13 protein-coding genes are annotated in these 15,598 nt (G+C 52.3%); 5 read left to right on the top strand and 8 right to left on the bottom strand.

The features are described from left to right. Positions 1–162 precede the first annotated feature (162 nt). A complete protein-coding gene (locus HV243_RS22860) occupies positions 163–1,110 on the bottom strand; it encodes a DUF4431 domain-containing protein (RefSeq protein ID WP_181603895.1) in 948 nt (315 codons plus the stop codon). A 243-nt stretch (positions 1,111–1,353) separates the two neighbouring features. Between HV243_RS22860 and HV243_RS22865 the strand changes: the two genes are divergently transcribed. After that, a complete protein-coding gene (locus HV243_RS22865) occupies positions 1,354–2,643 on the top strand; it encodes a Gfo/Idh/MocA family oxidoreductase (RefSeq protein WP_053389611.1) in 1,290 nt (429 codons plus the stop codon). Between the two features lie 14 nt (positions 2,644–2,657). Here HV243_RS22865 and HV243_RS22870 read toward each other — a convergent pair whose 3' ends face one another. Then, a complete protein-coding gene (locus HV243_RS22870; protein ID WP_049282883.1) occupies positions 2,658–3,347 on the bottom strand; it encodes an LrgB family protein in 690 nt (229 codons plus the stop codon). After that, entirely contained in the window at positions 3,340–3,750 is a 411-nt protein-coding gene (locus HV243_RS22875; RefSeq protein WP_016155367.1) for a CidA/LrgA family protein, read from the bottom strand. Before HV243_RS22875 ends, HV243_RS22870 begins: the two co-directional genes overlap by 8 nt. 101 nt (positions 3,751–3,851) lie before the next feature. On the opposite strand from HV243_RS22875, the gene HV243_RS22880 reads away from it, so the two are divergent. Continuing rightward, the gene (locus HV243_RS22880) at positions 3,852–4,742 is read left to right on the top strand and encodes a LysR family transcriptional regulator (RefSeq protein ID WP_016155366.1); all 891 of its coding nucleotides are present in this window, start codon (positions 3,852–3,854) and stop codon (positions 4,740–4,742) included. A gap of 84 nt (positions 4,743–4,826) precedes the next feature. Here HV243_RS22880 and HV243_RS22885 read toward each other — a convergent pair whose 3' ends face one another. The 3 genes from HV243_RS22885 to soxR form a co-directional block, all read right to left on the bottom strand. After that, on the bottom strand, positions 4,827–6,473 hold the full coding sequence (locus HV243_RS22885; protein WP_016155450.1) for a Na+/H+ antiporter: 1,647 nt from the start codon (positions 6,471–6,473) through the stop codon (positions 4,827–4,829). A 157-nt stretch (positions 6,474–6,630) separates the two neighbouring features. Continuing rightward, entirely contained in the window at positions 6,631–7,980 is a 1,350-nt protein-coding gene (ghxP, locus tag HV243_RS22890; protein ID WP_016155449.1) for a guanine/hypoxanthine transporter GhxP, read from the bottom strand. Between the two features lie 604 nt (positions 7,981–8,584). Continuing rightward, on the bottom strand, positions 8,585–9,043 hold the full coding sequence (soxR, locus tag HV243_RS22895; RefSeq protein ID WP_016155363.1) for a redox-sensitive transcriptional activator SoxR: 459 nt from the start codon (positions 9,041–9,043) through the stop codon (positions 8,585–8,587). Between the two features lie 86 nt (positions 9,044–9,129). Here soxR and soxS point away from each other — a divergent pair, with 86 nt between their 5' ends. Beyond that, complete coding sequence (gene soxS, locus HV243_RS22900) at positions 9,130–9,453, top strand: superoxide response transcriptional regulator SoxS (RefSeq protein ID WP_016155362.1); 324 nt, start codon at positions 9,130–9,132, stop codon at positions 9,451–9,453. Between the two features lie 2 nt (positions 9,454–9,455). Here the strand turns inward: soxS and HV243_RS22905 are convergent, their stop codons facing one another. Next, on the bottom strand, positions 9,456–11,042 hold the full coding sequence (locus HV243_RS22905) for an EAL domain-containing protein (RefSeq protein ID WP_053389612.1): 1,587 nt from the start codon (positions 11,040–11,042) through the stop codon (positions 9,456–9,458). 551 nt (positions 11,043–11,593) lie between these two features. Between HV243_RS22905 and HV243_RS22910 the strand changes: the two genes are divergently transcribed. Then, complete coding sequence (locus HV243_RS22910) at positions 11,594–11,875, top strand: YjcB family protein (protein ID WP_016155360.1); 282 nt, start codon at positions 11,594–11,596, stop codon at positions 11,873–11,875. A gap of 66 nt (positions 11,876–11,941) precedes the next feature. Here the strand turns inward: HV243_RS22910 and ssb1 are convergent, their stop codons facing one another. Further along, positions 11,942–12,466 (bottom strand): single-stranded DNA-binding protein SSB1, encoded by a 525-nt coding sequence (gene ssb1, locus HV243_RS22915; protein ID WP_003826621.1) that lies wholly within the window; start codon positions 12,464–12,466, stop codon positions 11,942–11,944. A 251-nt stretch (positions 12,467–12,717) separates the two neighbouring features. Between ssb1 and uvrA the strand changes: the two genes are divergently transcribed. After that, entirely contained in the window at positions 12,718–15,540 is a 2,823-nt protein-coding gene (gene uvrA / locus HV243_RS22920) for an excinuclease ABC subunit UvrA (RefSeq protein WP_016155358.1), read from the top strand. Positions 15,541–15,598 lie beyond the last annotated feature (58 nt).

Consider the following 15,598-nt stretch of genomic DNA (forward strand, 5'->3'; position numbering starts at 1 on the left):
GAGCAGGCACAGCGATAAGCAACAGGAAAATAATCGCACACACAAGATTTAGCCACTGCCAGCCCTTCCAAAAAGCCAGCAACCCGGCACCCCAGAAATAAATCATTAAGCATTTATTAACATCCTTTTCTATTTTTATTTCATTCCTTTTGTAATACGTCCCTACCCTGCGGTAAAACTCCCCGTCAGTCGCAGTTTGCCATCAACCAGCTTGAACATATATGACGTCGCACCATCACAATACTCTGAAAGGCCGGGAAGTTGCGTATTAGGACCGGTCCCCTGTGAAATAAAAAGAATACCGTCCGTAAGTTCCCCTTGGGCGATGGTATCGCATGTTCCTTTAACGGTATGACGTTTACCATGTTCTTCATAATAAAACATGCCATCTTCATCCGCAGGAAAATAGCGATGCTGCTGCTCATGTTCCGAAAGCGCGTTAATTCTGTACTCGTTTATCATCAGGGATTCAGCATCAACACCGATGCTGGCAAGCATCTGCAGATGCGCCATAATCTGCTGCGAATTTTGGTCAAACACAGTCTCGGTAAGTACATCTTCCTGACGGTTTTCATCATAATCAATAAAGTCAAATAGCGTCCCCTGCAAAGGAAAGACAAAATATGTTTTCAACGCGACAACGTTTTTCTCCCGCAACGCCTGTTGGAACTGTTGAAACTGCAGCAGCGCGCTTTTCTTTTGTTCCGCCGTGGTGATGGGAGTAACGTTTTTGGCGCTATAAAGAATAAGCAGCACAGAAGTAAAGTGATGACCCGTTTGGGCATACATCGTTTTCCCGGTCAGGATGACATCTTTTCCCAGAGAAGGAGCAAGATCGGCGTAATTAAGCTTATTTTTGCCCATCAAGATAATCTGCACTAGCGGAACATTTTCACGCTCACCGTTAACATCGCACTCAAACGGTTGATCCAATTTAAGATAATCATAAGTTACCGCTTCATCGCCATCTTTGATGCTTTCGTAATTTGGCGAACCGGGTAATGTCTGTTGTATTAATTTTCCCTGAAGTGTCACCTGTTGGTCTTCATCAGGACACCAGGCCAAAACGGCATGACTAAACAAAAGAGCAGATAACCACAAATATTTCACGCTGCGCATCCTTACAATGGCGAGTAACATTTATCATTATTCTAAGGCGTAAACATAAATTTAAACATAGCCTCTAAGAAAATCAGAATCTCACCCTCTCTTCCGGTCATTTTGGCTGGGGATCACATTTTTCCTTCTGCGTTGTATCCATCTTCTGCATTAGCGTTATTGTATAAAAATAAAATTGAAATATTGTTTTTATTACATCAACACGTTAATTCATTTTTTATAAATGAGGATGTTATGAAGAAATATGCCCTGGTAGGAACTGGCGGGCGCGCGGGACTTTACATCAGCGCGATTGGCGGGCAGTGGAAAGAAAATGCACGTCTGGTCGCCTTTTGCGACACCAATCAAACCCGTATGAATTACGCCAACCAGCTTTTGGCGAACGAAGGTGCGCCCCCGGTCTCCACTTGGAAGGCGCAGCAGTTTGAAGAGATGATCCGCGAAACGCGTCCGGATATCATCATTGTGACCACCATGGACCGGACTCACGACGACTATATCGTGCGTGCGCTACGCGCAGGCTGCGATGTGATCACCGAAAAACCGATGACCATCGATGAGCAACGCGCCCTGCGGATTCTGGACGCCATTGAAGAGACCGGCCGTCAGTTACGCGTCGCTTTTAACTATCGCTATGCACCGCACCACAGCAAGGTTCGCGAACTGCTGATGAACGGTACGATTGGCGAAGTTTATTCAGTTCACTTTGAATGGTTGCTCAATACCGAACACGGTGCCGATTATTTCCGTCGCTGGCATCGCGAAAAACGTAATAGCGGCGGCTTATTAGTGCATAAATCTACTCACCATTTTGATCTAATGAACTTCTGGCTGGGCAGTTATCCCGAGCGGGTGTATGCCGAAGGCAGCCTGCGTTTTTATGGAAAAGAGAACGCCGAACGCCGGGGCGTGACGCAATTTTACCCGCGCGCTCACGGCTATGCGCAGGCCAAAGACGATCCGTTTGCGCTGCATATGGCCGAAAACCCTCAGCTTAAAGCGCTCTATCTGGATGCAGAACACGAAGATAACTATTTCCGCGACCAGAGCGTATTCAGCGACGGCATCACCATTGAAGACACCATGTCGGTGCTGGTGAAGTATCAGAATCAGGTGCAGCTTACCTACTCACTGAACACCTGGCTGCCGTGGGAAGGCTTGAACGTGGTCTTTAACGGCAGCGAAGGCCGCCTGGAGATGAAAATCGTTGAGAAATCCTACGTCAACGCCGGAGGCGAGCGGGATAACGAAGGTTGCCTTGAAGCCTGTGACATCACTGTTTTCCCGATGTTTTCCGCGCCGTGGCAAGCTGATTTTACCCTCGGCGAAGGCGGTCACGGCGGTGGAGATAATGCGATGCTGGCCGATCTGTTTGGCGAACCGCGGCACGATCCGTTGCAGCGTGCCGCCGACCATCGCGCCGGCGCCATGTCGATTTTGACCGGTATCGCCGGGAATATTTCAATGCAGCAACAGCGGCCGGTGAATTTTAAAGAGTTCGCGCTGATTTCACGCTTGAAATAGCACACAGCCGCTGGTCAGAACATCAGCCTTGCGACCAGCGGCGCTACCAGCACCATCACCACGCCGGAAAGCATCATCACCAGGCTGGCGACCACGCCCTCCTGCTGGCCGAGCTCATAAGAGCGCGCCGTGCCCGCACCATGCGAGGCTGCGCCAAATCCTGCGCCTTTCGCCATCCCTTCCCGAATAGAAAGCCGTAAAAACAGTACATCGCCAACCGCCATACCAAATACACCGGTCACTACCACGAACAATGCCACCAGGTCTGGTTGCCCACCCAACGGCTCTGCTGCTGCCAGCGCAAACGGCGTGGTGACGGAGCGCACCGCCAGGCTACGCTGGATTTCATCAGGCAACATAAACAGACGCGCCAGCCACACGGAACTGGTAACGGCCACCAGCGTTGCCGTCACCACGCCCGCCGTCAGTGACATCCAGTGCCGCTTAATCACGGCAAGGTTGTCATAAACCGGAACGGCAAAAGCGATGGTCGCAGGGCCTAACAGCCACAGCAACCAGTGCGATTCACCAATATAGTTTTGCCAGGAGATATGCCCGAAGACCAGCATCAGGACCAGCAGCGCCGGAGTGAACACTAACGGCATCAGCGGTAATTTACGAAAACGGCGATACAGGCGCTTGTTGGCAAAATAGATGCCCAGCGTAATCACCAGACACAGCACGCTTAGCTGGAAATTACTCACGGTTTAGCCTGCTCATTTCATAGCGATACACTTTATCCACGACCCACGCCGTTGCGCCAAGCACCATCAACGTACTTAGCGCAATGACAGCAAATATGCGCCAACCATCGACCAACAACAGCTGCGTATAGTTGACTACAGCCACCACCGCCGGAACAAAAAACAGCAGCATTTCAGCCAGTAACCAGCGAGCGCCTGCGCGAATCCAGTTCAACGGGATAACCCGGCAGACAATCAGCGCCAACATCAGCACCATCCCAACCAGGTTGGCAGGAAGCGGCAGATGCAACCAGGAGACAAGATATTGAGCAAATACAAATAGACCTGCGTACAACAGAACCTGAACGGGGATCTGGAGTCGATGAATAACGGCAGGCGTCACGCGGCTTATCGCCACAGCCATGAGGGTATGTCCTTAAAAAATAGAGAGCGCCAGTATAGAGAGCCCCCGTCCAGGACTGAAATGAATTAAACTCATTGCAGGCATAGTCTTAAGGAATAATCATGGATATCAGAACGCTGCGCTATTTTGTTGAGGTGGTTCGTCAGCAGAGCTTTACCCGCGCAGCGGAGAAGCTTTTTGTCACCCAGCCCACCATCAGCAAGATGTTGAAGAACCTTGAAGACGAGCTTAACTGCACGCTGTTAATCCGCGACGGTCGGCGACTGCTGTTAACCGACACTGGACAGGTTGTTTTCGAACGCGGCCTGGCGATCCTCGCCGAGTTTCGCCAGCTCGAAGCAGAACTCAGCGACATTAATCACCTCAACAAGGGAGTGCTGCGCCTCGGCATCCCCCCCATGGTCGGTATGTTGATGGCCGGGCCTATCAGCCTGTTTCGCCAGCGCTATCCCGGCGTTGAACTGAAGGTGTCTGAATTTGGAGGCTTAACCGTCCAGCAGGCGGTGATGAACGGCGATCTGGATGTCGCGATGACCGCGCTGCCGGTTGAAGAAGAGAGCGGCCTGGCGACCTTACCGCTTTTTAGCCATCCGCTCTGTGTGCTGGTCCCCCGCTCCGGTCAGTGGACAACGTGTGAATCCATTTCCCCCGAGGCGTTAGCGGAGCATCCCCTGCTTATCTATAACGAAGATTTCGCGTTGAGCCGTCAGTTGCTTGAGCTGTTTAACCAGCACAATGTCAAACCCCGCATCGCGGTACGCAGTGGGCAGTGGGATTTTCTGGCGGCGATGGTGCAAGCCGGAGTCGGGATCGCCATTTTACCGGAGCCGATTTGCCAGCGCTTGGATAAGCAGACGCTGCGCTGGATCCCTTTGGAGAGTGATTTACGCTGGCAGTTGGGCATGATTTGGCGCGAAGGGGTGTATCTGTCGCACAGCGCCCAGGCGTGGCTCAAATGCTGTGAAGGGTTCTGGCTAACGCAAGAGTCGTAACATGCCAGATGCGGCTTAACGCTTATCAGACCTACAATTGGATTCCGTAGGCCTGATAAGCGTAGCGCCATCAGGCACAACCGTTTATTCGTTCTCGATCAACAGCGCTTCCAGCAAATCCAGATCGTGCAGCAGTTTTTGCAACGTTTCATTGCTGATTTCCCGCGTGGCGCGCAGGTGATAAAGTTCCGCGCGCTCGGAACGCAGGGCCGCCAGACGGAAACGCCGCTCGAGGTTTTCTTCCTGCATCGAGCTTTCTACGTCGTTGCGTCCGTCGGCGCGTCGACGCAGGTTACCGATGACGCGTGAACTTACCTCGGTGAGCAACTGATTGTCGATGTTCTCTTCGGTGTCTGCGGCCAGACGCTCCTCCATTTTCTGGATGGCGACAATCGCCACTTCCGCCGTGGCAGCGCGGGCAATTCGTTCCTCTTTCTGCTGCTGCGAGTGGTCTGCCACTTCCAGGTGTTGCAGCAGAAGCGGCAGCATCACCACGCCAACAAACAGCGAGAACAGAATCACGCCCGCGGCAAGGAAGATCAGCTCATATCGCGCCGGGAAGCCGCTACCATCCGGTAACAGCAGCGGAATAGAGAGCACACCGGCGAGAGTAATGGCCCCACGCACGCCCGCAAAGGAGGCGATCATGATTTCACGCGTCGTCCAGGAACCAAACTCCATCGGCTTTTTCTTCAGGAAGCGCAGGCTAAACTTCTTCATCGTCCACAGCCAGCCAAAACGTACCAGCATCAGCGCCACGTAAATCAGCACGATATCGGTAAACAGCATCCAGATTTCAACATTCGGGTCGGCTTCTGCCGCCGCCAAAGAAGACTCCAGAATCCCCGGCAACTGCAGTCCTAACAGCAAGAAAACCATGCCGTTAAACACAAACTCCAGCATCGCCCAGGTGCTGTTAGCACGTAAACGCATCGCCAGCGGCGCCCGGCGCATTACCCCGGAACGGGTGATCGTCATCCCGGCTGCGACCGCCGCGAGGATGCCGGAAACACCGATGTGTTCCGCAATCAGGTAAGACGCAAACGGCAGCAGGAACAGCAGAACGATTTGCGTTGCCGGTTCATCACCCCCCCAGCGGCTGAGAAAACGCAGGGAGCGCCCGTACAGCCAACTGACGACAAAACCGGCCAGGATACCGCCAATCGCTACCTTGAAGAATTCAAGCGTTGCGCCACCAACCGTAAACACCATCGTGCCCATCGCCACGGCGACGGCAAATTTCAGTGACACCAGACCGGAGGCGTCGTTCATCAACGCTTCGCCCTGCAGTATACCCATGATTTTCTTCGGTATGCGTCCCTCCCCCACTATGCCGGAAAGGGCCACGGCATCGGTTGGCGACAGGACAGCGGCCAGCGCAAAGGCCGGGATGAGAGGGATCCCCGGCACCAGCCAGTAAATCATAAAGCCAATCCCGACCACCGTGACCAGAACCAGCGCCAGCGCAAGGCCGAAGATCTCTCGCCCGTGCTCCAGAAACTCACGGGTTGGCGTCTTCCAGCCATCGGCGAAGAGCAGCGGCGGGATGAACAGAACCAGAAAAAGCTCAGGATCGAATTCCACATGCAAACCAAACGTCGGCCACGCCAGCAAGGCGCCGATGGCGATCTGCATAAGGGGTAAAGGGAGTTGGAATGGCAATACGCGAGTAAAAACCCCCGACAGCGAGACCACAAGGGTCATGATGAGTATGGTGAAAAAGATTTCCATGCGTTCCCTGTTTGCGATGTTTCTTATGATCAGTGATGAGAGGCGTCGTGCCTCAATTCTATCTACTTGAGAGTAACGCAAAAGACAACGAGAGTGTTGTGAAAATAAAAACGGGCGGCCAAAGCCACCCGTTTTCAGAATCTTCATCAAATGAGGATTAGATAGCCCAACCACCAGCGTAGAAGGCCACCAGCGCGATGGCGATGACCACTGTGCCGATGTTCAGTTTGCGCCATTCGCCAGAGACGATACGGCCAATCACCAGGGTAGCAAAGCCAATCATAATGCCGGTCACGATGTTACAGGTCAGCACGATAAATACGGCCGTTACCAGCCCCGCCATAGCGTCGACAAAGTCAGCAAAGTCGATTTTCGCTACGTTGCTCAACATCAGCAGGCCCACATACATCAGCGCAGGTGCCGTTGCATATACTGGTACAAGATAAGAGAGCGGAGAGAGGAACAGGATCAGCAGGAACAGTACGCCAACGGTGATCGCCGTCAGGCCGGTTTTGCCGCCTGCCGCCGTACCCGCTGCGGATTCAATATAAACCGCCGCCGGTGCAGCGCCCACCAGGCCAGAGAACACGCTGCTCAGGGAGTCGGTGGTCAGCGCTTTGCCGCCGTCAATAATCTGTCCGTCTTTATCCAGCAGATTCGCCTGTCCGGCTACCGCACGGATGGTTCCGGTCGCATCGAAGACAGCGGTCATGACCAGCGCCAGCACGCTCGGCAGTACGATTGGGTTTAGTGCGCCCATAATATCCAGGCTACCGATCAGCGAGTTGCCGTTTTCGTCGCTCAGAGACGGCATGGCAAAAATACCGGAGAAATGTACGGCCGGGTCGAAAATCAGACCCACTACGGAAATACCGATAATAGTCAGCAGGATACCGCCCGGTACTTTCAGTTTTTCGAGGCCAATAATCACCGCCAGACCTACCAGCGACATAATCACCGGGAAGGTATCGAAATCGCCCAGCGCAACCGGCAGGCCGTCCAGCGGGTTTTTAATAACCAGACCCACGCCGTTTGCCGCAATCAGCAGCAGGAACAGGCCGATACCAATCCCCGTACCGTGCGCAACACCCTGCGGTAGATTGCGCAGGATCCAGCTACGAATACCGGTCGCGGAAATGATGGTAAACAGGACACCCATCAGGAACACCGCACCCAGCGCAACAGGCACGCTGATATGTTGTCCCAGTACCAGGCTGAATGCGGTAAACGCCGTCAAAGAAATGGCGCAACCAATCGCCAGCGGCAGGTTTGCCCACAGGCCCATCACAATAGAACCGACGCCCGCGACCAGACAGGTTGCCACAAATACAGCGGCAGGCGGAAATCCGGCTTTACCCAGCATCCCCGGAACCACGATAACGGAGTAGACCATGGCCAGGAACGTCGTTAATCCGGCAACGACTTCCTGACGAACGGTACTGCCGCGGAGCGAAATTTTAAACCAGGCGTCGAGTGAACCGCCGGTACGCGCTGAAGGCGTAGACATAGAAAACATCCCCTGAGAGTTTATTTTTTCGTCATTATGCGTGCTGGACAATCCACTGCCTGCTAAACGTTTTCTCCATGTGCCAGGTTTGCGTCAATAGGGGTGTCGCAAAAAAGCAAACGTTTAGCTCCGCGCATAAAAAACGGGTGGTAAAAAAAAGCAAACGATTATCCAGCGATCATACGCTGGTTTTCAACTGAACTTTGCCGCTTTTTACTCATTTCTTCTTATAACGCGCAATAAATAATCAGTCGATGCGCAAACGTTATCGTCAATGCGCAGTCTGGCAACAAAATTTGCGGAGTTATTACAACATCGGTGTGCCTTTTTCACGCAAACTTGCGCAAGAAAACCGGTGAAGATGCGGAAAATTTTTTGGCTAAAAAATCACCATTTCACTGGTAAATGGAGAGAGGTGGCTTACAATTACATTATCAACACAGACCGGAACCTCACCTAATGTGCTCGACTGAGGGGTGTTGATGTCGGGGGAAACCCTCCCGTGAACCAGCGGGATAGAGTGAAAGACAAAGACCGGAACCAAACTAAAGCGCCCTCTGTGGCGCTTTAGTTTTATATCCGTCCATCCATCAGATATTTCACATCAATCATCTTCCAGCAGACGCGCCCCGGTCCCCTTCTCGCCAAGCTGATCGCCAGGGTTACGCAACGGGCAATCGCTGCGCGACAAACAACCGCAACCAATACACCCATCCAGCTCATCGCGTAGCGCCACTAAAGTATGAATGCGTCGATCCAGCTCTTCACGCCATTGCGAAGAGAGCTGCTTCCACTCTTTAGCACTGAGCGAATGTCCTTCAGGTAATACGCCGAGCGCGTCACCGATCGTTGCCAACGGGATCCCGATGCGTTGAGCAATCTTGATAATCGCCACATAACGCAACACATCACGTCTGTATCGGCGCTGATTGCCGCTGTTGCGCATACTGCTGATTAACCCTTTGCTTTCATAGAAATGCAGGGTTGATACCGCCACGCCGCTACGCTTTGCGACTTCACCAGGCGTGAGCAGCGCTTTTATTCGGGGTAATTTCTTTTCCATAAATCGCTTTACCTCAAGTTAACTTGAGGAATTATACTCGCCCACAGACAAAACGACGAATCGAATACTGAAAAAGAGGCAGCCCTATGTCCCATCAGCAGATTATTCAGACCCTTATTGAATGGATTGACGACCATATCGATCAGCCGCTGAACATTGAGGCGGTGGCGAAAAAATCAGGTTACTCGAAGTGGTATTTACAGAGAATGTTCCGCACGGTGATGCGCCAGACGTTGGGTGACTATATCCGCCAGCGTCGACTCCTGCTGGCTGCTGTTGAACTGCGGACGACCGAGCGACCTATTTTCGATATCGCGATGGATCTTGGTTACGTATCACAACAAACCTTCTCACGCGTGTTTCGCCGCGAGTTTGATCGTACCCCCAGCGATTACCGCCACCGCCTGTAAGATTATTGCCCGCTCTGCGTCAGTATGGCGGGCGACCGTTGTATCCAGTGCATGAACTCCTGTGGCGGCAGCGCCTTCGCAAAATACCAGCCCTGACAATACTGTACGCCACGTTCGCGCAGCCACTCGATTTGCTCAACCGTCTCTACCCCTTCCGCAATCATCTTCAGGTGTAAGCTTTGCGCCATTTCGATGATATGTTCGGCAATCAGGTGACTGGTGCTGTTGGTGGACAACGTACTAATAAATGATTTGTCGATCTTCAGGATATCGATATTCAACGCGGATAAATTGTGTAGATTGGAATATCCCGTCCCAAAATCATCAAACGCCACTTCATAACCCGCCTGACGAAACGCCTGGATTACCGCGGTCATTTTATCTACATCAATAAACCCGCGTTCCGTCACCTCAACTTTAATTTGCTGGGCCGCCACAGAGTACTCACGGTTTTTGTCGGTAATCAGGGCAATAAGTCGGGATGAATGAAAGTCAGAAGCAGAGAGGTTTATCGAGATATAAAGCTGAGGATGCGCCGAAAGAAAATATCCTAAATCGTTGAATACCTCTTCAATCACGTAATCCGTGATCCGCTCAATCATTCCCTCTTTTTCAGCCAGCGGAATAAACTCGGTTGGGCTCATTACTTCACCATCACAGCCCGGCCAGCGCAGCAGAGCCTCAGCCCCTACGCACTGACCGTTTTCGATATCAATGATCGGCTGGTAGTGCAGACACAGTTGACGTTTTTTGATTGCGCGTTTTAACAAGCGGCGGGGAGATAAGTATTCCTGACGCGTGCGCCACCACATTAACAGCATCAGGATGCTGCAGATAATCCCGAAAGGAATCGTTAAGGCAGCCTCATGATAGAAAATCGAATGTATGCGTTTATCCGAGGTCGACACAATAATCGCAATCGGGCGTTTTTCTGAATGCACTTTGGTGTAGAAGCGATCGTCCAACTGGAAGGTTGAGGCTTCACCGTGCACCAACGGCAATAACTGCGCAATAGGCGCCCCTTCGCTGGCAGAGAAAAAAGTACCCGTTACCGTGTCATACACGCCCCAGGACAGGTCCGGGTCATCTGACATAACTTCGCTGTAAGATAATGGGTTGATGACGACAACGTAGTTTCCACGTTGCATATACGTCATTCTGTAGCCAGCGAAAAAGGGGGTATCGCGATAGTAATAGATGGAGATGTCCGGCGTACGTTTATAGTCGGCGGTCGGCATAATATAGGCGACTGGCGGCGCCATCGACGCAGAGCACAAAAAATGATCGCCCTGCGCATAAATTAGCTCGCTGATATATAAACGACCACGAATAATATCTAGCATATTTTTCTGATGTGCCGGGGTACACATCTTACCTTGATACAACAGGGCCATATCTCGCGCTAAATCGGCTTGTTGGATCACCAATTCAGTTTTATTTAACACCAGTTGCGCAAAAGAGCGAAGTTGATTACGGGTTTCGGACATTGCCCGGATTTGAGCAAACCATAACGCCAGCACCACGGGGAGCAATACCACCATGAATGTTCCGAGGAACTTCAGTATCTTGCGTCGCGCACTGTGATTCATGTCAGCCCTGTTTCCCTGTTTCGTATATGCCAGAACCCATTAAGGCAAGATGCTATAAACACCGACTGATTAAGTTGCATGAATCTATCAGTATTAGCAACAGACTTCTCTATGTAAAAGTCTGATAATAGTTGATGATGATATTATTTTTCCGTAAGGCAAACTTAAAGTTATGCTTATTTCATAACGTTATTATCCTCAAGGAGTAATTTTTTATAAGCACTATCCTGGCTTTATTTAAGAAATTCATTAGATTTTTTTAACGATGAATTTAGGATAAATAAAACAGGCAACAAAAATGCATCTTTAAGATTGATTATTTAGTATCGTTGCTTGCTTGAATATACCCACATATTTAACATGGTTATCGTCCTGCAAAAAATACGCCCAACACTGGTGAACAAACGAGCATATGTGATATAGTTCACAAAAATCATGTAACAGAAACGATGTTTCATTCATGTTATTGCCCGTCGATAGCCAGAGTACTACACCCTCGGTGAACACCCCCGCGCTGTCCTGGGCATCCAGACTTTCTGAGGACGTTTTTCATGGCAACGATAACAACTGGCGTGGTTCTTCTGCGGTGGCAATTACTCAGTGCAGTGCTGATGTTTTTAGCCAGTACGCTTAATATCCGTTTTCGTAAATCAGATTATATTGGCCTGGCCGTCATTAGCAGCGGTTTAGGGCTGGTTTTTGCCTGCTGGTTTGCGACCGGATTACTCGGCATAACCCTGGTGGATATGTCCGCAATCTGGAAGAACATTGAAACCGTAATGGTTGAAGTGATGAGTCATACACCGCCAGACTGGCCGATGGTGTTGAACTGATAACAGAATTGCATATGGCTACCCCAGTCCTGAGGTAGCCATAATTTTCAGCGAAAAGCAGAAGGATTAGAACGGAATATCGTCGTCGAAATCCATCGGCGGCTCATTAGACGGCGCTGCCGGAGCCGACTGCTGCGGGCGAGACTGCGCGCCGCCGCTGAACTGATTGCCACCTTGCGGCTGCTGAGGCTGACCCCAACCACCCTGCTGCTGGCCGCCACCTGCCGGAGCCCCACCCCCCTGACGACCGCCCAGCATTTGCATGGTGCCGCCAACGTTAACCACAACTTCAGTGGTGTACTTTTCTACGCCGGATTGATCGGTCCATTTGCGGGTACGCAGCTGACCTTCGATATAGACCTGGGAACCTTTACGCAGATATTCGCTGGCAACTTCCGCCAGTTTGCCGAACAGCACCACACGGTGCCATTCAGTCTGCTCTTTCATTTCGCCGGTCGCTTTATCACGCCAGGATTCGGAAGTAGCCAGCGTAATGTTGGCAACTGCGCCACCATTCGGCATATAGCGTACTTCCGGGTCCTGGCCCAGATTACCGACGAGAATCACCTTGTTTACGCCTCTGCTGGCCATGATCGTGTCTCCTGAAAAACGTTACTGAATAAGTGTAAGCGCGGGATTGTAGCATTTCCAATAGCGCTTTTACTACGTTGCGAGATCGATTCCAGTAAACAACCCCAGACAGACATTGTTGCACAGGCATCTGCGTTTTGCATTCCAATACTGTATATCCATTCAGGTCAGGTTGTGTCATAATTAACCGTTTGTGATCGCCGGTAGCACCATGCAGCCAGGCAAAAAAGTGTTTAATCCGGGAAAGATGAATGGATAAGATCGAAGTTCGGGGCGCCCGCACCCATAATCTCAAAAACATCAACCTCGTCATCCCGCGCGACAAGCTGATTGTCGTCACCGGGCTTTCGGGCTCAGGCAAATCTTCGCTCGCTTTCGACACCTTGTATGCCGAAGGGCAGCGTCGTTACGTTGAATCCCTTTCCGCGTACGCGCGTCAGTTTCTGTCGCTGATGGAAAAGCCGGATGTCGACCACATTGAGGGGCTGTCTCCCGCCATCTCAATTGAACAAAAATCGACATCCCACAACCCGCGATCCACGGTAGGTACGATTACCGAAATTCACGACTATCTGCGTCTGCTGTTTGCCCGCGTTGGCGAACCGCGCTGCCCGGATCACGACGTTCCCCTGGCGGCCCAGACCGTTAGCCAGATGGTGGACAACGTTCTGTCGCAGCCGGAAGGCAAACGTCTGATGCTGCTGGCGCCGGTGATTAAGGAGCGTAAAGGCGAGCATACTAAAACGCTGGAAAACCTGGCAGGCCAGGGCTATATCCGCGCCCGTATCGACGGTGAAGTGTGCGACCTTTCCGATCCGCCCAAGCTTGAACTGCAAAAGAAACACACTATTGAAGTGGTGATTGACCGCTTTAAAGTACGCGACGATCTCACCCAGCGACTGGCTGAATCCTTTGAAACCGCGCTGGAACTGTCCGGTGGTACGGCGGTGGTCGCCGATATGGACGATCCGAAAGCGGAAGAGTTGCTGTTCTCCGCCAACTTCGCCTGTCCGATCTGCGGCTACAGCATGCGCGAGCTGGAACCACGTCTGTTCTCGTTCAATAACCCAGCGGGTGCATGCCCGACCTGTGACGGTCTCGGCGTGCAGCAGTATTTCGATCCTGACCGGGTGATCCAAAATCCGGAACTGTCGCTGGCCGGTGGTGCTATCCGCGGCTGGGATCGCCGTAACTTCTATTACTTCCAGATGCTTAAGTCACTGGCGGAACACTATAAATTCGACGTCGAAGCCCCATGGGCCAGCCTGAACCCTGCCGTGCATAAAGTGGTGCTGTACGGTTCCGGCAAAGAGAATATCGAATTTAAATACATGAACGATCGCGGCGATACGTCCGTACGCCGCCATCCGTTCGAAGGCGTATTGCACAATATGGAGCGCCGTTATAAAGAGACGGAATCCAGCGCGGTACGTGAAGAATTAGCCAAGTTCATTAGCAACCGACCGTGCGCCAGCTGTGAGGGGACGCGTTTACGCCGGGAAGCCCGCCACGTATTTGTCGAAAATACGCCGCTGCCCGCGATTTCCGACATGAGCATCGGTCACGCCATGGATTTCTTCAACAACCTGAAGCTTGCGGGTCAGCGAGCGAAGATTGCAGAGAAAATTCTCAAAGAGATTGGCGATCGTCTGAAGTTCCTGGTCAACGTCGGCCTCAACTATCTGACGCTGTCGCGTTCAGCAGAAACGCTCTCCGGCGGCGAAGCCCAGCGTATTCGTCTGGCAAGCCAGATCGGCGCAGGTTTGGTCGGCGTAATGTACGTGTTGGATGAACCGTCTATCGGTCTGCATCAGCGCGATAACGAGCGTCTGTTGGGTACGCTTATCCACCTGCGTAATCTGGGCAATACCGTCATTGTGGTTGAGCACGATGAAGATGCGATTCGCGCCGCTGACCACGTTATCGACATCGGCCCCGGCGCGGGCGTTCACGGCGGCCAGGTGGTTGCCGAAGGTACGCTAAAAGATATCATGGCCGTGCCTGAGTCGCTGACCGGCCAGTACATGAGCGGTAAGCGCAAGATTGAAGTGCCGAAACAGCGCGTGGCGGCAGACCCGGAAAAAGTGTTGAAGCTGACCGGCGCGCGCGGTAACAACCTGAAAGATGTCACCCTGACGCTGCCGGTTGGTTTATTTACCTGCATTACCGGTGTTTCCGGTTCGGGTAAATCGACGCTAATTAACGACACGCTGTTCCCGATTGCGCAGACGGCGCTGAACGGCGCCACGCTGGCTGAACCCGCGCCATATCGTGATGTTCAGGGTCTGGAACATTTCGACAAAGTGATCGACATTGACCAAAGCCCGATTGGCCGTACGCCGCGCTCTAACCCGGCAACCTACACCGGCGTGTTTACGCCAGTGCGCGAATTGTTTGCCGGTGTGCCGGAGTCGCGTGCGCGCGGTTATACTCCGGGTCGTTTCAGCTTTAACGTCCGCGGCGGACGCTGTGAAGCCTGTCAGGGCGACGGCGTGATCAAAGTCGAAATGCACTTCTTACCGGATATCTACGTGCCGTGCGATCAGTGTAAAGGCAAGCGCTATAACCGTGAAACACTGGAGATTAAGTATAAGGGCAAGACTATCCACGAGGTGCTGGATATGACGATTGAAGAAGCGCGTGAGTTCTTCGATGCCGTTCCGGCGCTGGCACGTAAGCTGCAAACGCTGATGGACGTGGGTCTGACGTACATCCGACTGGGTCAGTCCGCCACCACGCTCTCGGGCGGTGAAGCGCAGCGCGTAAAGCTGGCGCGTGAACTGTCCAAACGCGGTACCGGTCAAACGCTGTATATTCTCGATGAACCGACCACCGGTCTGCATTTTGCGGATATTCAGCAACTGCTGGACGTGCTGCATCAGCTCCGGGATCAGGGCAACACCATCGTAGTGATTGAGCACAATCTGGACGTGATAAAAACCGCTGACTGGATTGTCGATCTCGGTCCGGAAGGCGGCAGCGGCGGCGGGGAAATTCTGGTTTCAGGCACACCAGAAACGGTCGCTGAGTGTGAAGCCTCACACACGGCCCGTTTCCTCAAACCACTGTTGTAATCATGCCGATGGCGCTACGCTTATCAGGCCTACAAAATATGCATAATTGCTTGTAGGC

The organism is Citrobacter sp. RHBSTW-00599, from assembly GCF_013784065.1.
Lineage (GTDB): Bacteria > Pseudomonadota > Gammaproteobacteria > Enterobacterales > Enterobacteriaceae > Citrobacter > Citrobacter braakii.

Coding starts and splice junctions, on each gene's coding strand:
- HV243_RS22910 (WP_016155360.1), top strand. CDS start 11,594: ATGGCAACGATAACAACTGGCGTGGTTCTTCTGCGGTGGCAATTACTC.
- HV243_RS22880 (WP_016155366.1), top strand. CDS start 3,852: ATGGATATCAGAACGCTGCGCTATTTTGTTGAGGTGGTTCGTCAGCAG.
- ghxP (WP_016155449.1), bottom strand. CDS start 7,980: ATGTCTACGCCTTCAGCGCGTACCGGCGGTTCACTCGACGCCTGGTTT.
- soxS (WP_016155362.1), top strand. CDS start 9,130: ATGTCCCATCAGCAGATTATTCAGACCCTTATTGAATGGATTGACGAC.
- soxR (WP_016155363.1), bottom strand. CDS start 9,043: ATGGAAAAGAAATTACCCCGAATAAAAGCGCTGCTCACGCCTGGTGAA.
- HV243_RS22875 (WP_016155367.1), bottom strand. CDS start 3,750: ATGGCTGTGGCGATAAGCCGCGTGACGCCTGCCGTTATTCATCGACTC.
- uvrA (WP_016155358.1), top strand. CDS start 12,718: ATGGATAAGATCGAAGTTCGGGGCGCCCGCACCCATAATCTCAAAAAC.
- HV243_RS22865 (WP_053389611.1), top strand. CDS start 1,354: ATGAAGAAATATGCCCTGGTAGGAACTGGCGGGCGCGCGGGACTTTAC.
- HV243_RS22885 (WP_016155450.1), bottom strand. CDS start 6,473: ATGGAAATCTTTTTCACCATACTCATCATGACCCTTGTGGTCTCGCTG.
- HV243_RS22905 (WP_053389612.1), bottom strand. CDS start 11,042: ATGAATCACAGTGCGCGACGCAAGATACTGAAGTTCCTCGGAACATTC.
- ssb1 (WP_003826621.1), bottom strand. CDS start 12,466: ATGGCCAGCAGAGGCGTAAACAAGGTGATTCTCGTCGGTAATCTGGGC.